We start from the raw sequence: 18,810 nt of genomic DNA on the forward strand, positions 1-18,810 counted from the left end.
GCATGGGTCCAGAAGAACACCAGCGTGTCGGGCGGCTATGTCATCATCCCCGCGTTGGCGATCCTCGTTCCGCTCTATTTCTGGAATTATATGCGGCCTTGGGGCCGTCGCAGGAAATGGCGTCCGCGCATAGTCGGCCAACAGCGGCAACCATATGACAGGCGGTCGCGGTCGAATGGTTGGCAGCAGCCCAAGGAGCGGCAATTTCCAGCTTGGTCAGTTTATGCCGTTGCTGCTGTCCTGATAGTCGGCACCTTCTGCGCGGTTTTCTTTTGGCCCAGCAGCGAACCGAGCGAGGCGGCTTCAATCGCAATACCCGCGTCAACGGCAACCTCTATGGTTGATGCTCCTACGCCCAAAGCCAGCAAACAGGCGTTCGCCAGTTTACCAGAGAGGCCAGAGGCACCCGTCCGAGCGTCGGAAATGTATAAAGTTCCGTCTGATCGCTTCTTGTGCCGTGTCAGCAGCATCACCGACGGCGATACTTTGCGATGCGCTGACGGTACGAGGATCAGGCTTCACGCGGTTGCTGCTCGTGAAAGCGATGAAACCTGTAAGGTTGGTCATCCTTGCCCATCAGCATCGGGCGCTTCCGCTACGTCCAAACTGACTGAGCTTGCCTCTGGCCAAATCCTACAATGTGAGCAGACGGGCACCAGCTACAACCGCGCGACTGCCGTTTGCTGGAACGAGGCAAGCACGGAGATCAACTGCGCGATGGTTCAAAGTGGCACCACTGTCATATGGCCCAAGTTCAACCAGCAACGGGCGATCTGCGAATGAAGATGATGAGACGCCTGCTGTTTTGGACTGAGGTTATCGTCGTTGCGGGGCTAACGCTTTTTGGGTCCGTCCAAATGCTACTGTCCCTTGGCCGCTCGCTTTGGAATGCCCTTTGAAACCCCAGATTTCTGCGGATTTTAGGCAGAATATTTTTCAGTCTACATACATTGCAGGTTGCGTTCAACTGATCGCGGCGATGAATCCCTGTCGCTGCGGCCATCTTGGCGACCCGGCGCTGGCCTGTTCGCGCGCGCCGCGCTGCGCATCGGATTATCAGGCCAAGGTATCGGGACCGCTGCTAGATCGTATCGATCTGCATGTCGAGGTGCAGGCGGTGACCGCCGCCGACCTTGTCCTGCCGCCGCCTGCCGAGGGATCAGCGGAGGTTGCGGCGCGGGTCGCAACCGCGCGTGCGGTGCAGACGAAGCGCTATGCCGGCAGCAAGACGCGCACCAATGCCGAAGTGGATGGCGAGCGGCTGGAGGATGTCGCCGGCCCGGACGAGGCGGGGCGGCAGTTGCTGGCGCAGGCAGCCGCGGCGATGAAGCTGTCCGCGCGCGGCTATACCCGCGTGCTTCGCGTGGCACGGACCATCGCCGACCTGGAAGGGGCGGAGCGGGTCGGACGTGTCCATGTCGCCGAAGCGCTCAGCTATAGGCGGCGCGCGCCGGTGAATTGATCGATCGCGCTCTTTCGTTTCCGCGTCGAGCCTCTACTCTGGCAGCCATCAGCCAAGGGAGAGGAGCGTGCCGATGACGAGCAAGGGAAGCAAAGACAAGGGGGCTGCGCCCGATCGCTTGCCCGAAGACCGCAACTGGGTTGGCAGCACCGGCCTTCAGCGTCGCCATGTCCTGGCTGGCGGCGCCTTTGCCGCCGGTTTCGCGGCGGCCTGTCGTCCGGTCGCCAGCAGCGCGGTGCAGACATCGGGCGACGGACTGATGGAGGAAAGCGTCTCCATCCCTGCGAACGACGGTTTTGCCATGCCCGCCTTCGTCGCGCGGCCGGCAGGCGGGAAGAGCGCGCCGGTCATCGTCGTCGTGCATGAGATTTTCGGCGTGCATGAATGGATTCGCGACATATGCCGCCGCTTCGCCAAGGCCGGCTATTATGCCATCGCGCCCGATCTGTTCGCGCGGCATGGCGACGCGACAAAGGTCGCCGACTTCAAGCAACTGGTCGGCACGATCGTGTCCAAGGCGCCCGATGCCCAGGTGCTGGCCGACATCGACACGACCTATGGCTGGGCGGGCAGTCATGGTGGCGACGCCAGGCGGCGCGGCATTACCGGCTTCTGCTGGGGCGGGCGGATCGTCTGGCTCTATGCCGCGCACAGCGCCGATCTGGATGCGGGTGTCGCTTTCTACGGCCGGCTGGTCACCGACAAGACCGCACTGCAACCGCTGAGCGCGATTGAGGAAGTGGGCAAGCTCAAGGTGCCGGTGCTCGGCCAATATGGCGAGCTGGACAAGGGCATCCCCCAGACCGACGTGGAGGCGATGCGCGCCGCGCTTTCCAAGGCGGGCAAGTCTCCGCCCGACGCCATCACCGTGCATAAGGGGGCGGACCATGGCTTCATGGCCGACTACCGACCCAGCTATGATGAGGCAGCGGCGAAAGCGGCCTGGGACGCGACGCTCGGCTGGTTCGGCAAATATGTGAAGGGGTAAGGCTGAGCCGTCGTCCGCTTCGGGTGAACGGCCCGAAGCGGACGGAGATTATTCCTTACTTGCCCTTCATCGCTTCCACGGCGGCCAGCGTGCTCTTCACATGGCCGGCATAGCTCATCTCGCTATGGACGAAGGCGATCCGGCCCGACGGCGCGATGACATAGGAGGTGCGGTCAGTCATGCCCGGCCGCATCTTGAGCGCCACGTCATAACCCGACACGATGGCCGGACCGGCCGAGGCGACGGCGAACTTGCCCGCGCATTCCTTGGTCGAAAAGGCGACCAGATCGTCCACCGGATCGGCCGACATGCCGATGACGGTCGCGCCCGCTGCCTTGAACTTGTCGATATTCTCAGCGAATTCGCGCGCTTCGGCGGAGCAGCCCGGCGTGAACGCCTTGGGGAAGAAATAGAGTACCACCGGCCCGCGCTTCAGCTGGTGCGAGAGGGTCAGGGTGAAGGTCTTGCCCGCCTGTGCGCCGCGTGTTGTGAAGTCCGGCGCCTTGGCACCGACGGCGAGCGCGGCCATGGCGGCGGCGGGCATCAGCGTGGCGGCAGCGACGACGAGGAAGAGGGGGAGGCGCTTCATCAGGATGCTCCAATATTCAGGCGGCCAAAAAGTCAGGAAGGCTTGGGCTGTTCCCACAATTCGATCGCATTGCCCTCCGGATCGTGAATGCGGGTAAAACGGCCGACCACGGGGTCGTCCCATTCGGGCTTGGTGATGATCTCAACGTCCGCCGCGCGCAAGTCCGCCAGCAGCGCATCGAGGTCCGATACGCGAAAATTGATCATATACTGCTTGTCGGCAGCGAAATAGTCGCTGTTGGCCTTGAACGGGGCGAAGACCATCGGGCCGCCCAGCGTTTGCCACACCCATTCATTTGCCTCTGCCGTCGGATCGGCGACGCAGCCGCCGCCGACATTCAGATGCTTGCGATACCAGGCGGCCAGCGCCTCGGGATCGCGCGAACGGAAGAACAGGCCACCCATTCCCAGAACCGGCATGGCATCGACTCTCCTTGGATGATGCTGCTTGCCTAGCATGGCGGCAGACTCGAGTCATGCGGCGGGAACCGGAAGGCGGCCGGGATTGTTTTCGCACCATGCGAAAGATCGTCCCGCTCCTGCCACTCCTGTTGATCACCGCCTGTAACCAGAAGGACGGGCAACAGGAACAACAGCCCGGCGTCGTTTCCAATATCGTCGACCAGACGATGCCCGAGGTCCGCAACGGGCCGACCCCGGCCAATGTGATCACGCCGATCGAGGCGCCTCCATCGATCGACACGCCCCCACCGCCACCCGCGCCCGACGGGCTGATCCCCGTAGCGATACAGGGGCGCTGGACCGGGATGGACGAACGGTGCGGTGATCGCGCCGCCGATCTGGAATTGTCGGTCGCGCCGGACGAGCTTGTCTTCCACGAAAGCGTCGGGAAGGTGAAGGCCGTGCGCACGCGCGACAACGGTCTGGTCGCGGTGGATGCCGCGTTCACGGGCGAGGGGCAGAGCTGGACCCGGACGCTCCAGATGCGGCCATCGGCGGACGGCAAGACTCTGACCATCACCAATGACGGGACGGCGGTGACGCGTAAGCGCTGCTGATCGACCTGTTCCCGCCTGGGGTCATACAACCGGGGTCAGCAATGCCTCTCCGGCGAAATGCGCGTCCAGATTGGCGAGGACCAGATCGGCCATCGCCTTGCGCGTGTGGACGGTGGCGCTGCCCTGATGCGGCTGGAGCACGACATGGTCCATCGCAAACAGGGCCTGCGGCACATGGGGTTCGTTGACGAACACGTCGAGGCCGGCGCCAGCGATGCACCGGTCGGCGAGCGCGGCGACCAGCGCCTCCTCGTCGATCACTCTGCCGCGGCTGATGTTGACGATGACGCCGTCTGGCCCCAGCGCGTCGAGCATGGCGGCATCGACCAGCTTGGCCGCTTCCGGCCCGCCGGAGGTAGCGACGATGATCACATCGCTTTGCCGCGCGAAGTCGACGGGATCCGCGACATACCGATATGAGGTGTCTGAAGCTTCTCGCCGATTGTGGTAGAGGATTTCGCCGGCCACCGGCTCCAGCCGTTTCGCGATGGCGCGGCCGGTGCGACCGAGGCCCAATATGCCGATGCGCGATCCGGTCACGCGACCGGACAAGGCCGGTTTCACGCCCCGCGCCCAGTCGCCCGCGCGCACCATCCGGTCGTTGGCGGCGATGTTGCGGACCGTAGCGTAGAGCAGACCGACCGCGAGGTCGGCGACATCGTCGGTCAGCACATCGGGCGTGTTGGTGACGCGGATGCCCTTCGCGCGGGCGTGATCGACATCGACCTTGTCATAACCGACCGAGAAGAGGCCGATCATTTCCAATTTCGGCAGCGCGTCCATGATCGGGGCGGGCGCGCCGACCGATCCGAAGCTGACGAGCGCGCGCGCATCCTGCACCTCCGCCGGCAGGGTGGACAGGTCGGCGTCGGCCGCAACGGCATGGACCGTAAAGCGGCGTTGCAGTTCATTGGTCAGATAGGGGTAGAGAGGGCCAAAGGCGACGATCGGGGGGCGGTTGCTGTCGGTCATGTCGTTAATCTAGGGACTCGGTGGCGATCGTGCCAGATTGACAGAGGCGGGCAGCGGTCCTAGCCCCGCTCGGTCATGGCCAGTGTCCCCATCAGCGAAGACAATCGGTTCGGCCTGCGCCGGCAGGCCCGCCTGACCGGGCCGTTGCGCCTGTCCAGCGGCGCAAGCCTCGGCCCCGTCGACATCGCCTATGAAACCTATGGCACGATGAATGCCGACAGGTCGAACGTCATCCTGATCTGCCATGCGCTGACCGGCGACCAATATGTCGCGTCCGACCATCCCGTCACCGGCAAGCCGGGCTGGTGGTGGCGGCTGGTGGGTGAGGGAAAGCCGGTCGATCCGGCGCGCCATTTCATCATCTGCTCCAACGTCATCGGCAGTTGCATGGGGTCGAGCGGCCCCGCCAGCCTCGATCCTGCGACCGGCGATCCGCATGCAATGCGTTTCCCTGTCATCACCATCGCCGACATGGTGCGGGCGCAGGCGCTGCTGCTCGACCATCTGGGGGTGGACCGGCTGAGCGCGGTGATTGGCGGATCGATGGGGGGGATGCAGGCGCTGACCTGGCCGACGCTGTTCCCCGACCGGGTCGAAAGCTGCGTCGTCATCGCCTCGACCGCCCGCCACAGCGCGCAGAATATCGCCTTTCATGAGGTCGGGCGGCAGGCGATCATGGCCGATCCCAACTGGCGCGGTGGCGACTATTATGCCGATGGGCAGGTGCCGAGCGCGGGCCTCGCCGTCGCGCGCATGGCGGCACACATCACCTATCTGTCCGAAGCCGGGCTGACCGAGAAATTCGGGCGTCGACTTCAGGGACGCGATGCCAAGACCTTCGGCTTCGACGCGGATTTCCAGGTGGAAAGCTATCTGCGCCACCAGGGGCTGAGCTTCGTCGAGCGGTTCGACGCCAACTCCTATCTCTACATCACCCGCGCCATGGATTATTATGACATTGCCGAGGATCATGGCGGATCGCTGGCCAAGGCTTTCGCGGCGACCAGTGCGCGCTTCTGCCTCGTCAGCTTCGACACCGACTGGCTTTACCCGACGACAGAATCGCGGGTGATCGTCCATGCCCTCAACGCATCGGGCGCGCAGGCGAGCTTCGTCGAACTGTCCAGTCCCTTCGGCCATGACGCCTTTCTGCTCGAATCGCCCGAACTCAACAGGGTGGTGGACGGCTTCCTGCGGGGCGGCCGGGCATGAGCGAGGCGCCGCTGGTGCAGACATTGCGCCCGGACCTGGCCCTGATCGCGCGAACTGTGCGGCAGGGCGCGCGCGTGCTGGACGTGGGCTGCGGCGACGGCGCCTTGATGGCGGCGATGCGCGACCATAGCCAGGTCGACGCGCGCGGGCTGGAGATTGACGGCTCCAACGTCGCGGCGGCGGTCGGGCGTGGCCTCTCCGTAGTGCAGGGCGACGCGGACACTGACCTTGCCTATTATCCCGACGCCAGCTTCGACTATGCGATCCTGAGTCAGACGCTCCAGACGACGCGGCGGCCCGATCTGGTGGTGGAGGAATTGCTGCGCATCGGGCGGCAGGCCTTCGTCTCCTTCCCCAATTTCGCGCATTGGCGCGGGCGGGTTTCGCTGCTGTGGGGCGGGCGGATGCCGGTGACGCGGCTGTTGCCAGACACCTGGTATGACACGCTCAACATCCATCATGTGACGGTCGACGATTTCCGCGCGCTGGTGAAGGAGCGCGGCTGGCATATCGAGGGCCAATGGTTCCTCAAGGGGGACAAGGAAACCACCCACGCAAACGCCAATCTGTTCGCGGAACATGCGGTGTTCCTGCTGCGAAAATAATCTAAAGCATCGTCCAGTCAGACGAGAATGTCTGACCAACTCCATCAGGGTGATCGTATCATACTTTAGCGGCCAGCCCCCGCTACACGCAGGCCAAAGGTTTTGCGGCCGCGCGGGGTCTGTCGATGGAAATGACCGAGGCCCGATGTGAGGGCTGCTGCATATAGGGGGCGCTCGGGCGATCTGGGCACCGCAGCCTTCAGCACCGCGTCGACGTTGATCGGCTCGTCAAAGGCCACGCCGAAATGACGATCGGCCGTCCATACAACCCGGCCGGGCATTTCCGTTTCGCCCCGCGTCAGGACGATCCGGGCGCCTACGCCGGGCGACTTGCCCTGAATGCGGACGCCACCTTCGGAAATGTCGCGGATACGCACGACCTGCGTTGCCGACAAGGGCTCGCCCAGATTCAGACAGGCATCTATGAAGATGTTGGAGCGCTTCGCGCGCGGAGGCAGGTCCATGATCCTTCTCCCATGATGTTTCGTCATGAAAAGGAGTCACGAACGGCGCTGCTGGTTGCAAAGGCCTCGCCAGTCCGAGACGGTCTTGCGACCGACAGAGCCTGTGGTCATCGCTAAGGCCGTCAGCGCGGCTGGCCTATACCCCTCTCGATAAGCGCATTGGCGATCGCCGCCACTTCCTCGGCCGGGCGGCTATCGTCCCAGACGCCGTAGCGGAGGCCCAGGAAGACGTTCATGCCCATGATCGCCCAGGCATGGACTTCCTCGACATCGGGACGCACGTCGCCGCGCTCGGCGGCCTTGGCGAGTCGCGTGGCCATGCGAGTGGCCGTATTCTCGTAATGAGCGCGGTAGGCGGCTTGGTCGACGAACTCCGCCTCGTCGATGATGCGGTAGATTTCCTTATGGTCGCGGGCGAACTCCAGAAAGCTCAGCAGGCCGATCCGTTCCGCGTCGATGCCGTCGCGCGCCGCCGCGATGCGTGGTGTCACATAGTCGCGCACCTGCCCCGACATGTCGTTCACCAGCGCGCGGAAAATATCGTCCTTGGTATCGAAATAGGTGTAGAAGCTGCCCAGCGCGCAGCCGGCGCGGCGGGTGATGCCGCTGATCGAGCCGTCGTGAAATCCCTTCTCGCCAAATTCCGCCGCGGCCGCCGACAATAGCGCACGACGGGTGCGCTCGCCGCGCGCGGTGCGGGGCGTCTTGTCGTCCTTCGCTGCGCCTTCACCGGTCATTTCCACTCCTGATATGCTGTGCTCTTTTTGCCGCAATGATGGCCTCTCGTCACTTGCCTCTTATTTGAAGTTGAAAGCTGGTTCAACTTTCATTATCGAATCAGGCAGCGCAAGTGACCCGGCAGACCGGGCGCAGCTTTTTCAGGAGAGGACCGACCCCGATGAAGGCCCATCAGACCATTCGCGCTCTCGCGCTCGCTTCTGCCGCGTGGAGCGGCGTGGCCGCGCTGCCCGTCTTCGCGCAGGACAGCGCGCCGCAGGCAAGTGCCGACGATGACGGCGCGGCGATCGTCGTCACCGCACGTCGTCGCGAGGAAACTTTGGTCAGCGTGCCGATCGCGGTCAGCGCCTTTTCCGGCGAAGCGCTCGAACGGGGCGGGGCGATCGACATCACCGACCTGGCCAATGTGACCCCTAACACCACGCTGGAGGCTTCGCGCGGCACCAATTCGACGCTGACTGCCTTCATCCGCGGCGTGGGTCAGCAGGATCCGGTCTCCGGCTTCGAGCAGGGCGTCGGCATCTATCTGGACGATGTCTATCTGAACCGTCCGCAGGGGGCGCTGCTCGACATTTACGATGTGGAGCGGATCGAGGTGCTGCGCGGGCCGCAGGGCACGCTTTACGGTCGCAACACGATCGGCGGTGCGGTCAAATATGTGACCAAGCTGCTGCCGCAGGACTTTTCGCTCAAGGTGAAGGGCACTTATGGCAGCTATGACCAGGCGGACGGCATCGTCACCGTGTCGGCGCCGATCGGCGACCTGATCCGCGTCGGCGGCGCCTTCGCCCGCCTGTCGCGCGGCGGCTTCGGCACCAACCTCACCACCGGTCAGGAAAATTACAACAAGGATATCTGGGCCGGGCGCGCTACCGCCGAAATGGGCGGCTATGGCGAACCGGTGCTGGTGCGCATTACCGGAGACTATACCAAGGACAAGAGCAATCCGCGTGGCGGCCATCGCCTGATACCGGGGCAGGCATCGGGCGCGCCGGTGCTGGACGATGTCTTCGACACACGCGGCGGTCTGGTCGATCCCCGGCAGCAGGTCAAATCCTACGGCCTGTCGATGAATATCTCGGCCGAACTCAATGACATGTTCACGCTGAAGTCGATCAGCGCCTGGCGCAAGGATGACAGCGCATCGCCGATCGATTTCGACGCATTGCCCGCCGTCGATGTTGACGTGCCGGCCTTCTATCGCAACGAACAGCTGAGCCAGGAATTCCAGTTGCAGGTCGATGCCGGGCCGTTGAAAGGCATGATCGGCTTCTATTATCTGGATGCGAGCGCCGACACGCAGTTCGACACGCGCATCTTCACCACGCTGGCCGGCCTCACCGCCTTCACCCAGGCCGATGTCGATACCGAAACCTATGCGATCTTCGGCGACTTCACCTATGATTTCAGCGACCAGTTCAGCGTGTCGGCCGGCGGCCGCTACACATGGGATGAGCGGACCGCCGACATTCTGCGCCAAAGCTATGTCGGGGGCGGGTCGCCGGTGTTCGGGGGCGCCGGCCTGCCGCTCGGCGCGCCCAGCACCGATTTCCGCGGCTCCGCGAAATATAAGAAATTCACGCCGCGCTTCTCGGTCAGTTACAAGCCGACCCCGGATCACAATATCTACGCCAGCTATTCCAAGGGCTTCAAGGGCGGTGGCTTCGACCCGCGCGGGGTGGGCACCAATGCGCCCGACCTGAATGGCGACGGCATAAGACAGGAAAGCGAGATTGCGTCCTTCCTCAGCTTCCGTCCGGAGCAGGTCGACAGCTATGAGGTCGGTTACAAGGGCAATTTCATGGACGGCGCGCTCTATGTCGCGGTCGCCGGCTTCTATGCCGACTACAAGGATGTGCAGATCCCCGGCTCCGTCGCCTGCACCGTGCTGGTGAGCGGGGTGCCGACGCCGTCCTTCTGCGGTGTGGTGTCCAACGCGGGCAAGGCCCGGTTCAAGGGGCTGGAGTTCGAAAGCAATGCGCGCCTCGGCCGTGACCTGTTGTCGAGCGGAGACCGGCTGAACCTGTCCACCGCGATCGGCTATATCGATGCGGAATATCGCGAATATATCGCCAATATCGGCAACGTCCCGACCGACGTGGCGCAACATCGCCGGGTGCAGAACACGCCCAAATGGACGGCGAGCGGCTCGCTCAGCTACACGACCCCGGTAGGCGACGGCAGCCTCTTCATGGGCAGCACCCTTTCCTGGCGCAGCAAGACCTATCAGTTCGAGATTCCCAACCCCTATATCGACCAGAAGGGCTATGCGCTGTGGGATGCCAGCATCGTCTACACCGCGCCCGACGACCGATGGAGCTTGGGCGTCCATGGCAAGAATATCCTCGACAAGGAATATAAGACGTCGGGCTATACCTTCGTCGCTGCCGATCCGGTGACGGGCGCGATCATCAACAATGCCGCCGGTTTCCCGACCCCCTCGTTGGGCAGGGAGGGGACGCTCACGGCCTTCTACGGCAATCCCCGGCAGGTCTTCGTGACCGGCACGGTGAAATTCTGATCTGGCTCACCCCTTCCGTTCGGTTCGAGCTTGTCGAGAACCGTGTAGCGCCAACGCTTCTCGACTTCGCTCGAAGCGAACGGAGATTTAACTGACTTTCATGACCGATCGAACCTCATCCCCTGCCTATCGCCCCGGCTACTCCAGGCTCGTTCTGGCGATGCTGCTGCTGGTCTATACGTTCAACTTCCTCGACCGGCAGATCCTGGGCATCCTCGCCGGGCCGATCAAGGCGGAGTTGCAGTTGACCGATACGCAGCTGGGAGCGTTGGGCGGCATCGCCTTCGCCCTGCTCTATTCGACGCTGGCGATCCCGCTGGCGCTGCTGGCGGACCGGACCAGCCGGACATGGGTCATCACCGTCAGCCTCGCCATCTGGAGCGGCTTCACCGCGCTTTGCGGCGTGGCCGGCAATTTCATGCAGATGTTCCTGTTCCGCATCGGCGTAGGCGTGGGTGAGGCTGGCGGCGTGGCGCCATCCTATGCCGTCATCTCGGATTATTTTCCGCAGCATCAACGGGCGCGGGCGCTGTCCATCTATTCGCTCGGCATCCCCCTGGGATCGGCGGGCGGCGTACTGCTGGGCGGCTATATCGCGCAGACGGTGGAATGGCGCACCGCCTTCATCGCGGTCGGGCTGCTCGGCATCCTGATCGCCCCGATTTTCCGCCTGGTGGTGCGCGAACCTGCGCGGCCGGTGCAGGCGGGCGAGGCGGTGCCGGTCAGCGCCGTATTCGGCATCCTCGCCGCCAAGCGCAGCTTCTGGATGCTGGCGCTGGGTGCCGCGTCCAGTTCGATGTGCGGCTATGGCGTCGCCTTCTGGCTGCCGAGCCTGCTGATGCGCAGCTTCGGCCTCGATCTGCTGGGTGCGGGCCAGTTTCTGGGGGCGCTGCTGCTGATCGGCGGGGTGGCCGGGGTGCTGCTGGGCGGCTTTCTGGGTGATGCCATGGGGGACAAGGACAAGGCCTGGTTCGCATGGGTGCCGGCGATCAGCTATGTCGTGGGCATGCCGCTGTTCGTGATCGGCGTGCTGTCGAGCAGCGTGACCGTCGCCTTCGGCTTGTTCCTGATTCCCCAGGCTCTGGTCTATGTCTGGCTGGGGCCGGTGCTCACCGCCGTGCAGCATCTGGTGCCGGCGCATATGCGGGCGAGCGCATCGGCGACCTTCCTGCTCATCAACAACCTGGTCGGCCTCGGCCTTGGCAGCTGGAGCGTCGGCGCCCTGTCCGACGCGTTGACGCCCACCTATGGCAATGAGGCGCTGCGGTACGCCATCGTCGCGGCGCTGGGCTTTTATCTGCTCGCCGGCCTGTTCATGGCGCTCGCCGGCAAGGCGCTGCGCAAGGACTGGGTCAGCACCTGATCCACCGGATTATACTTACCGCTCCTTGGTGGCGCTGAACTTCACCTTGGGGTGGCGTTCCTGCTGATAGCCGATATCCCAGGCACTCCGCGCCATGAAGACGAGGTTGCCGTCGCGGTCCTTGGCCATGTTGGCGCCGTTATAGCCGACCAGTTCCTTGACCGCGGCCTCGTCGCCGCTGATCCAGCGCGCGGTGTCGAAGGGGGAGGGTTCGAGGCCCGCCGCCACCTTATACTCCGCCTCCAGGCGCGAGATCAGCACTTCGAGCTGAAGCTGGCCGACCACGCCGACGATCCAGTTGCTGCCGATTTCCGGGTAGAAGACCTGGATGACGCCTTCCTCGGACAGGTCGTCCAGCGCCTTGCGCAGCTGCTTGGTCTTGGTCGGGTCTTTTAGCGCCACGCGGCGCAATATTTCCGGCGCGAAATTGGGCAGGCCGGTGAAGCGCAGGCCGGGCTTTTCGCTCAGCGTGTCGCCCACGCGCAGCGCGCCATGATTGGGGATGCCGATGATGTCGCCGGGGAAGGCCTCGTCCGCCAGTTCGCGGTCCTGCGCGAAGAAGAGGATCGGCGAATGGACGGCAAGCGGCTTGCCGCTGCCCGATGGGGTCAGTTTCATGCCGCGGCGGAACTTGCCGGAGACGAGGCGCATGAAGGCGATGCGGTCGCGGTGCATCGGGTCCATGTTCGCCTGCACCTTGAAGATGAAGCCGGTGACTTCATTCTGTTCGGGTTCGACGGCGGCCGGCTCGGCGGGCTGCGAGCGGGGCGGCGGGGCATAGAGGCCCAAGGCGTCGATCAGCTCGGTGACGCCGAACAGCTTCAGCGCCGATCCGAAATAGACCGGCGTCAGGTCGCCCGCGCGATAGCGGTCCAGATCGAATGCGCCATAGCCGCCCTGCGCCAGCTCCGCTTCCTCGCGCAGCCGATCGAGCGCGCGTTCGGACAGGTGATCGGCCAGCGTCGGATCGTCGAGACCGGTGAACTGGTGGCGGGTACCGTCGAATTCGCGGCTGGGCCCTGTCGGCTGCATCAGCCGGTTGGTGGCGAAATCATAGATCCCCTCGAACTCGCCGCCCATGCCGGCCGGCCAGCTCATCGGGCAGACGTCGAGTTGCAGCTGATCGGCGACCTCGTCGAGCAGGCCGAATGTCTCGCGGCCTTCGCGGTCGACCTTGTTCACGAAGGTGATGATCGGGACGTTGCGCAGGCGGCAGACCTCGAACAGCTTGCGGGTCTGTGGCTCGATGCCCTTGGCCGCGTCGATCACCATCACGGCGGAATCGACAGCGGTCAGGGTGCGATAGGTGTCTTCCGAGAAATCCTCGTGACCCGGCGTATCGAGCAGGTTGAAGGTGATCGTCTCGCCATCGCGGGTCCGCTCGAAGGTCATGACCGAGGATGTTACGGAGATGCCGCGCTGCTGCTCGATCTTCATCCAGTCGGACCGCGCGCGCCGGTTCGCGCCGCGCGCCTTGACCTCGCCCGCCAGGTGGATAGCGCCGCCTTCCAGCAGCAGCTTTTCGGTCAGCGTGGTCTTACCGGCGTCCGGGTGGGAAATGATCGCGAAGGTGCGGCGGGATGGGATGCTCATGGGCGGCTCATATAGGGATTTTTGCGCCCAAAGCGAGTCGCGCGTTAGGGTTCCACCAGCGTCACGTCCATGCGGAACGACCGACTATCGCCCGGCAGCAGCGCCAGGATACCCTGCTTGTCCCAGACGTCGCCGGTAAAACCGACCAGATCGGCCATGCCCGCCCAGGGTTCGACGCACAGATAATGCGCGCCCGGCTTCTGCCAGAGGCCGAGCCAGGGCGTGTCGGGAAAGTCGATCCGCAGGTGCGGCTGGCCGGGCACGCCCCAGTTCAGCGAGCGGCTGGCGAGATCGTCCCAGATCAGCGCGTCGCCCTCGAACATTGCATGGGTGGGGGCGAGCGTGTCGCCCTCGACCGGGGAGGGGGCGGTTTCGCGCGCGATGAGGCCGGGTTCGTCGCCGACCTTGCGGATCGGAGCAGGTTCGGGCTGGTCGAATAGCACGCGATGATCCTCCGCCGCGCCGCCATAGGGGAGAGGCCAGGCGAAGGCCGGGTGATAGCCGAAGGAGAAGGGCATGTCCGCTTCGCCCCGGTTAGTGACAGTGGCGGTCATGTGGAGCGTCGCATCCTCCAGCACGAAGCCCATGTCGAGGCGGAAGTCGAATGGATAGGCGGTGCGCGTCTCATTGTCCGCTTCCAGCCGGAACAATGCTGCGTTGTCGCTGCGCTCGACCAGCGCGAAGTCGCTGTGGCGAGCAAAGCCATGCTGCGGCATCGGATAATCCCGCCCGTCCAGCCGATAGACGTCGCCGCGCGATCGGCCAACGAAAGGGAAGAGCAGGGGCGCATGGCCGGTCCACCAGCGCGGATCGGCGTCGGTCATCAACTCGCGGCCCTGCGTGTCCCTGAGCGACCAGAGTTCGGCGCCCAGCGGCTCGATCTGCGCGGAAAGTGCGGACGAAGCGATGGCGATGCGGGTGTCGGACAAGCGGGGCTCCTGCGGGTAAGCGCTTGGCATAGAGCATTCTGAAGTCGGCTGGAACAGCCGACGGCTTGCAGAATGCGGTAATCAAAAGACAATAGCGTCGGGACGGGCCGGAGTCTCCATCGCCGATCGTTTCGGCTGGGGAACCGACAGGCCCTGCCGCAGGTTTGGCGGATGGGAGGACGAAATGAAACAAATCACTACCGCCATTGCCCTGTCGCTGTTGTTGTCGGGCGCCGCCATCGCGCAGGAGCAGGACAAGAAGAAGGATGACACGCTGGACAAGGCCGGCCGTATCGCGACCCAGCCGGGGCGCGATGTAGGACTGGACAAGGACGAGATCCCGATCGTGCTGACGAAGGCGGTGGAAAATCCCTACGCCCAGCCGGCCAACCGGACCTGCAAGGGGCTGAACATGGGGCTGGGCGACCTCAACGCCGTGCTGGGTGAGGATTTCACCGTCGGCAAGGAAGCCAATGAAAATCGCACCGGCAAGATCGCTGAGGCGGTGGGCAAGACCATCGTCAATTCGCTGATCCCCTTCCGCGGTCTGGTGCGCGAGATCAGCGGCGCGGCGCCGGCCGAGCGCCGGTTGCAGGCGGCCGTGACCGCCGGCATCGCGCGGCGCGGCTATTTGCGCGGGCTGGCCGCCGCCAAGGGCTGCAAGATCGCGCCGATCGCGCCGCCTCCTGCGCCAAAGGTGAAGAAGGACGAGGATAAGAAATAGCCGAGATCCGTTCGTTTCGAGCGTGTCGAGAAACGTGAAGCGCGCGCTATCTGCTTCTCGACTTTGCTCGAAGCGAACGGATTTTGGTGCTTACCCCCTCAGCGACGCACCCAGCTTCTCCGCGGCCTTGACCACGGCGGCGCTGATCGCCTCCAGCTCTTCCTGCGAAAAACTCTTCTCGCCCGGCTGCAACGTCACTTCGACCGCAAGCGACTTCATGCCCTCGTCCACGCCCGGCCCGACGAAGACGTCGAACAGGCGCGCGTCGACGATGCTCTTCTTGTCCGCGCCCTTCACGCCGCGCTCCAGTGCATCGGCCTCGACCGTTTCCGGCACGACGAAGGCGAAGTCGCGCTTTACCGCCTGCAACGCCGGCGGTGCGTAAGGCGCGCGCATGAAGCCGCTCTTGCGCTTGCCCGGAATGGCGTCGAGGAAGATTTCGCCTGCAACGACGGTACCCGTGAGGCCGAACTGCTTCGCAAGTGACGGGTGTAGCACGCCATATTCCGCGAGCACCACCTTCGGCCCCAGCCGCAGCGTGCCCGACTGCCCCGGATGATAGGCGGCGGACGCCTCACCGAAGTTCTGGAGGTTCGGGACCGGCGCACCGGCGGCGGCCAGCAGCGCGATCACCTCAGCCTTGGCATCGAAGGCGTCGAACGCCTGCGCCTTGCCGCTCTGCCATCCCCGCGCGGTCTTCTCGCCTGCCAGCACGAAGCCGACCGTGGCCCGCTCACCCTGCTTGAAATAGCGACGGCCGAGTTCGAACAGGCGGACCGATGTGGCGCTGCGATCGACATTGCGCTTCGTCGCCGACAGCAGACCAGGTAGCAGCGAGGGGCGCATGACCTTCAGATCCTCGGAGATCGGATTGGCCAGCGTCCAGTCGCCCCCGCCAACGGCAGCGGCCTCCTTTTCGGAGAGGAAGGACCAGTTGATCGCTTCGGCGAGGCCACGCGCAGCCGCCGTGCGGCGAACCCGGCGCTCGACCAGCTGCTCCGGCGTGGCGGTCGGACGAGCGACGCCCGGCATGCGCGGCAGCGGGGTGGACGGCACATGGTCGAGACCGACGATGCGCACGACTTCCTCGACAATGTCGGGCCATCCATCGACGTCGCGGCGCCAGGTCGGAACCGTGATGGTCCAGTTGGCGGGCACGGTGACGGGCATGCCGTCCTGATATTCGACGCCGCCGCCCGACGCGCTGACGGCGAAGCCCAGGCTTTCGAGGATGCGCTGCTGCTCGTCAGCGGCCACGTCCACGCCGGCCAGCGCGAGGCACTGGTCGGGGCTGTAGCTGACGGTCCTGGGCGTCGCGGGCGCGACACCGGCGCGGGTCGCCTCGCTCGCCGTGCCGCCGCACAGCTTCACCACCAGATCGGTCGCGATCGACAGGCCATCGTCCAGGAAGGCGGGATCGACGCCGCGTTCGAACCGGCCGCGCGCGTCGGACGTCAGGGTCAGTTTCTGACCCGTCATCGCGATCCGCTCCGGCGTGAAATAGGCGCATTCGATCAGCACGTCGGTCGTGCCGTCCTGCGCGCCCGAATGCTCGCCGCCCATGATGCCGCCAATGTCATGCACGGCTTCATCGTCGGCGATGACCGTCATGCTCTCGTCGACCGTATAGGTCTTGCCGTTGAGCGCCAGAACCTGCTCGCCGGGCTTGCCCTTGCGGGCGACAAGGCCGCCCTTCAACGTCGCCATGTCATAGACGTGCAGCGGTCGGCCAAGGTCGATCATGATATAATTGGTGATGTCGACCAGGGTGCTGATCGGCTTCTGCCCGATCGCCTTCAGCCGCTTGCTCATCCATTCGGGCGACGCGCCATTGGTCACGCCGCGCACGGTGCGCGCGAAGAAGGCGGGGCAGCCGTCCATGTCGTCCGTGCGCACGTCCGGTCCCGGACCCACGCCCTCGATGGTCGGCACGATGATGGCATTGAGCGTGCCGAGGCCCGCCGCCGCCAGATCGCGCGCGATGCCGCGCACGCCCATGCAATCCTGCCGGTTGGGCGTGATCGACACGTCGATGACCGGATCGTTCAGGCCCGCCCAGTTGGCATAGACCTCACCCACCGGCGCGCTTTCGGCCAGTTCGATGATGCCGTCATGATCCTCACCCAGCTCCAGTTCGCGGAAGCTGCACATCATGCCGTTGGATTCGACGCCGCGAATGGCGGTCTTCTTGAGCACCATGCCGTTGACAGGCACCACCGCGCCCTCGACGCCGAACACGCCGACCAGCCCCGCGCGCGCATTGGGCGCGCCGCAGACGACCTGCAACGGATTGCCGTCGCCATGGTCGACCGTCAGCACCTGCAACTTGTCGGCCTGCGGGTGGCGTTCGGCGGTCAGCACCTTCGCGATCCTGAATGCGCCCAGCTTCTCGGCCGGGTTTTCCACGTCCTCGACTTCCAGGCCGATGGCGTTCAGCGTCTTGAGGATCGTGGCGAGGTCCGCGTCGGTCTTCAGATGCGTCTTGAGCCAGCTCAGGGTGAACTTCATGCGCCGACTCCTCCCGACAGCGTGGGCACGTCGAGTGCCGAAAATCCATAATGTTTCAGCCAGCGCAGATCGCCGTCGAAGAAGGCGCGCAGGTCGTTCATGCCATATTTGAGCATGGCGAGCCGGTCGACGCCGGTGCCGAAGGCGAAGCCCTGCCATTCGTCGGGATCAAGGCCGCACGCTTCGATGACGCGGCGGTTGACCATGCCGCTGCCCAGCACTTCCAGCCATCCGCCACCCGGTGCATCGCCGTCGCCGCCGATGACGCGCTGGCCATTGGTCAGCGTATAGCCGACATCGACCTCGACCGACGGTTCGGTGAAGGGGAAGTAACTGGGGCGCAGGCGCAGGACGATGTCCTCGCGCTCGAAGAAAGCCTTGAGGAAGGTTTCCAGCGTCCATTTGAGATGGCCGAGCGTGATGCTCTTGTCGATCACCAGACCCTCGATCTGGTGGAACATCGGCGTGTGGGTCGCGTCGGAGTCGCTGCGATAGACGCGACCGGGCGCGATGATGCGGATCGGCGGCTCCTGCGTCATCATCGTGCGGATCTGCACCGGCGACGTGTGGGTGCGCAGCAGCATCTTCTTCTGTCCCTCTTCATCAGGGAAGTAGAAGGTGTCATGCATTGCGCGCGCCGGGTGCGTCTCCGGGATGTTGAGCGCGGTGAAATTATGCCAGTCGTCCTCGATCTCCGGCCCTGTGGCGACCGAGAAGCCGAGGTCGGCGAAGATTTCCGCCAGTTCGTCCATGACCTGACTGACCGCATGGACCGACCCTTGCGGACCCAGATCGGCGGGCAGGGTCATGTCGACCTTTTCCGACGCCAGCTTGGCGTCGAGCGCAGCCTGCTCCAGCGCCGCCTTCTTGTCCGCCAGCGCAGCGGTTACGCTTTCGCGCAGATCCTGGATCGGCGGACCTTTCTCCATCCGCTCGTCAGGCGACATGCCGCCCAGCGTCTTCAGCAGGCCGGTCACGACCCCGCTTTTGCCCAGCGCCCCCACCCGCAGCGCCTCCAGCGCGTCCAGCGTGTCGGCGGCGGCGATGTCGGCGATCAGGCCGGCTTTCAGTGCGCTAATTTCGGTCATTCTTCTTCCAGAGCCTGTGGTGGCGGAGACATGCCC

The 18,810-nt window shown here is 64.6% G+C and carries 18 protein-coding genes; 9 read left to right on the top strand and 9 right to left on the bottom strand.

The window, feature by feature from the left end:
• From VMR39_RS06060 to VMR39_RS06070, 3 genes are all read left to right on the top strand, one after another.
• Nucleotides 1–783, top strand: a 783-nt coding sequence (locus VMR39_RS06060) for a hypothetical protein (protein WP_325415089.1), incomplete at its 5' end; no start/stop codon positions are given.
• A 112-nt stretch (nt 784–895) separates the two neighbouring features.
• The gene (locus VMR39_RS06065) at nt 896–1,462 is read left to right on the top strand and encodes an ATP-binding protein (protein ID WP_325415090.1); all 567 of its coding nucleotides are present in this window, start codon (nt 896–898) and stop codon (nt 1,460–1,462) included.
• Between the two features lie 73 nt (nt 1,463–1,535).
• Nucleotides 1,536–2,450, top strand: a complete 915-nt coding sequence (locus VMR39_RS06070; protein ID WP_325415091.1) for a dienelactone hydrolase family protein — start codon at nt 1,536–1,538, stop codon at nt 2,448–2,450.
• 55 nt (nt 2,451–2,505) lie between these two features.
• Here the strand turns inward: VMR39_RS06070 and VMR39_RS06075 are convergent, their stop codons facing one another.
• Both VMR39_RS06075 and VMR39_RS06080 read right to left on the bottom strand, forming a co-directional pair.
• Complete coding sequence (locus VMR39_RS06075) at nt 2,506–3,039, bottom strand: peroxiredoxin (RefSeq protein WP_325415092.1); 534 nt, start codon at nt 3,037–3,039, stop codon at nt 2,506–2,508.
• A 32-nt stretch (nt 3,040–3,071) separates the two neighbouring features.
• A complete protein-coding gene (locus VMR39_RS06080) occupies nt 3,072–3,458 on the bottom strand; it encodes a VOC family protein (RefSeq protein WP_325415093.1) in 387 nt (128 codons plus the stop codon).
• Nucleotides 3,459–3,556: 98 nt separating this feature from the next.
• Here VMR39_RS06080 and VMR39_RS06085 point away from each other — a divergent pair, with 98 nt between their 5' ends.
• Nucleotides 3,557–4,057: a hypothetical protein gene (locus VMR39_RS06085; protein ID WP_325415094.1), complete on the top strand. Its 501-nt coding sequence runs from the start codon at nt 3,557–3,559 to the stop codon at nt 4,055–4,057.
• 21 nt (nt 4,058–4,078) lie between these two features.
• Here VMR39_RS06085 and VMR39_RS06090 read toward each other — a convergent pair whose 3' ends face one another.
• Nucleotides 4,079–5,029: a 2-hydroxyacid dehydrogenase gene (locus tag VMR39_RS06090; protein ID WP_325415095.1), complete on the bottom strand. Its 951-nt coding sequence runs from the start codon at nt 5,027–5,029 to the stop codon at nt 4,079–4,081.
• 75 nt (nt 5,030–5,104) lie between these two features.
• Between VMR39_RS06090 and metX the strand changes: the two genes are divergently transcribed.
• Both metX and metW read left to right on the top strand, forming a co-directional pair.
• Nucleotides 5,105–6,241 carry a homoserine O-acetyltransferase MetX gene (metX, locus tag VMR39_RS06095; protein ID WP_325415096.1) on the top strand — a complete coding sequence of 379 codons (1,137 nt, stop codon included), beginning with the start codon at nt 5,105–5,107 and terminating at the stop codon, nt 6,239–6,241.
• 11 nt (nt 6,242–6,252) lie between these two features.
• Nucleotides 6,253–6,846: a methionine biosynthesis protein MetW gene (gene metW, locus VMR39_RS06100; protein ID WP_325415158.1), complete on the top strand. Its 594-nt coding sequence runs from the start codon at nt 6,253–6,255 to the stop codon at nt 6,844–6,846.
• 65 nt (nt 6,847–6,911) lie between these two features.
• Here the strand turns inward: metW and VMR39_RS06105 are convergent, their stop codons facing one another.
• Both VMR39_RS06105 and VMR39_RS06110 read right to left on the bottom strand, forming a co-directional pair.
• Nucleotides 6,912–7,310, bottom strand: a complete 399-nt coding sequence (locus VMR39_RS06105; RefSeq protein WP_325415097.1) for a PilZ domain-containing protein — start codon at nt 7,308–7,310, stop codon at nt 6,912–6,914.
• A gap of 122 nt (nt 7,311–7,432) precedes the next feature.
• Nucleotides 7,433–8,047, bottom strand: coding sequence for a TetR/AcrR family transcriptional regulator (locus VMR39_RS06110; RefSeq protein ID WP_325415098.1), 615 nt, complete (start codon nt 8,045–8,047; stop codon nt 7,433–7,435).
• Nucleotides 8,048–8,208: 161 nt separating this feature from the next.
• Here VMR39_RS06110 and VMR39_RS06115 point away from each other — a divergent pair, with 161 nt between their 5' ends.
• A complete protein-coding gene (locus tag VMR39_RS06115; RefSeq protein ID WP_325415099.1) occupies nt 8,209–10,569 on the top strand; it encodes a TonB-dependent receptor in 2,361 nt (786 codons plus the stop codon).
• 100 nt (nt 10,570–10,669) lie between these two features.
• Complete coding sequence (locus VMR39_RS06120) at nt 10,670–11,932, top strand: MFS transporter (protein WP_325415100.1); 1,263 nt, start codon at nt 10,670–10,672, stop codon at nt 11,930–11,932.
• Nucleotides 11,933–11,947: 15 nt separating this feature from the next.
• Here the strand turns inward: VMR39_RS06120 and VMR39_RS06125 are convergent, their stop codons facing one another.
• Together VMR39_RS06125 and VMR39_RS06130 are read right to left on the bottom strand one after the other, a co-directional pair.
• Nucleotides 11,948–13,525: a peptide chain release factor 3 gene (locus tag VMR39_RS06125; RefSeq protein WP_325415101.1), complete on the bottom strand. Its 1,578-nt coding sequence runs from the start codon at nt 13,523–13,525 to the stop codon at nt 11,948–11,950.
• Nucleotides 13,526–13,569: 44 nt separating this feature from the next.
• Nucleotides 13,570–14,454: an aldose 1-epimerase family protein gene (locus VMR39_RS06130; RefSeq protein ID WP_325415102.1), complete on the bottom strand. Its 885-nt coding sequence runs from the start codon at nt 14,452–14,454 to the stop codon at nt 13,570–13,572.
• 184 nt (nt 14,455–14,638) lie between these two features.
• Here VMR39_RS06130 and VMR39_RS06135 point away from each other — a divergent pair, with 184 nt between their 5' ends.
• The gene (locus VMR39_RS06135) at nt 14,639–15,178 is read left to right on the top strand and encodes a hypothetical protein (protein WP_325415103.1); all 540 of its coding nucleotides are present in this window, start codon (nt 14,639–14,641) and stop codon (nt 15,176–15,178) included.
• A gap of 90 nt (nt 15,179–15,268) precedes the next feature.
• On the opposite strand, the gene pheT is transcribed toward VMR39_RS06135, so the two are convergent.
• Both pheT and pheS read right to left on the bottom strand, forming a co-directional pair.
• Nucleotides 15,269–17,686, bottom strand: coding sequence for a phenylalanine--tRNA ligase subunit beta (pheT, locus tag VMR39_RS06140; RefSeq protein WP_325415104.1), 2,418 nt, complete (start codon nt 17,684–17,686; stop codon nt 15,269–15,271).
• Nucleotides 17,683–18,774 (bottom strand): phenylalanine--tRNA ligase subunit alpha, encoded by a 1,092-nt coding sequence (pheS, locus tag VMR39_RS06145; RefSeq protein WP_325415105.1) that lies wholly within the window; start codon nt 18,772–18,774, stop codon nt 17,683–17,685. Before pheS ends, pheT begins: the two co-directional genes overlap by 4 nt.
• Between the last annotated feature and the right edge of the window lie 36 nt (nt 18,775–18,810).

This window comes from Sphingobium sp. (assembly GCF_035511395.1).
Taxonomy (GTDB): domain Bacteria; phylum Pseudomonadota; class Alphaproteobacteria; order Sphingomonadales; family Sphingomonadaceae; genus Sphingobium.

Coding starts and splice junctions, on each gene's coding strand:
- VMR39_RS06090 (WP_325415095.1), bottom strand. CDS start 5,029: ATGACCGACAGCAACCGCCCCCCGATCGTCGCCTTTGGCCCTCTCTAC.
- VMR39_RS06135 (WP_325415103.1), top strand. CDS start 14,639: ATGAAACAAATCACTACCGCCATTGCCCTGTCGCTGTTGTTGTCGGGC.
- pheT (WP_325415104.1), bottom strand. CDS start 17,686: ATGAAGTTCACCCTGAGCTGGCTCAAGACGCATCTGAAGACCGACGCG.
- VMR39_RS06105 (WP_325415097.1), bottom strand. CDS start 7,310: ATGGACCTGCCTCCGCGCGCGAAGCGCTCCAACATCTTCATAGATGCC.
- VMR39_RS06115 (WP_325415099.1), top strand. CDS start 8,209: ATGAAGGCCCATCAGACCATTCGCGCTCTCGCGCTCGCTTCTGCCGCG.
- VMR39_RS06110 (WP_325415098.1), bottom strand. CDS start 8,047: ATGACCGGTGAAGGCGCAGCGAAGGACGACAAGACGCCCCGCACCGCG.
- pheS (WP_325415105.1), bottom strand. CDS start 18,774: ATGACCGAAATTAGCGCACTGAAAGCCGGCCTGATCGCCGACATCGCC.
- VMR39_RS06085 (WP_325415094.1), top strand. CDS start 3,557: ATGCGAAAGATCGTCCCGCTCCTGCCACTCCTGTTGATCACCGCCTGT.
- VMR39_RS06125 (WP_325415101.1), bottom strand. CDS start 13,525: ATGAGCATCCCATCCCGCCGCACCTTCGCGATCATTTCCCACCCGGAC.
- VMR39_RS06075 (WP_325415092.1), bottom strand. CDS start 3,039: ATGAAGCGCCTCCCCCTCTTCCTCGTCGTCGCTGCCGCCACGCTGATG.
- metX (WP_325415096.1), top strand. CDS start 5,105: ATGGCCAGTGTCCCCATCAGCGAAGACAATCGGTTCGGCCTGCGCCGG.
- VMR39_RS06070 (WP_325415091.1), top strand. CDS start 1,536: ATGACGAGCAAGGGAAGCAAAGACAAGGGGGCTGCGCCCGATCGCTTG.
- VMR39_RS06120 (WP_325415100.1), top strand. CDS start 10,670: ATGACCGATCGAACCTCATCCCCTGCCTATCGCCCCGGCTACTCCAGG.
- VMR39_RS06080 (WP_325415093.1), bottom strand. CDS start 3,458: ATGCCGGTTCTGGGAATGGGTGGCCTGTTCTTCCGTTCGCGCGATCCC.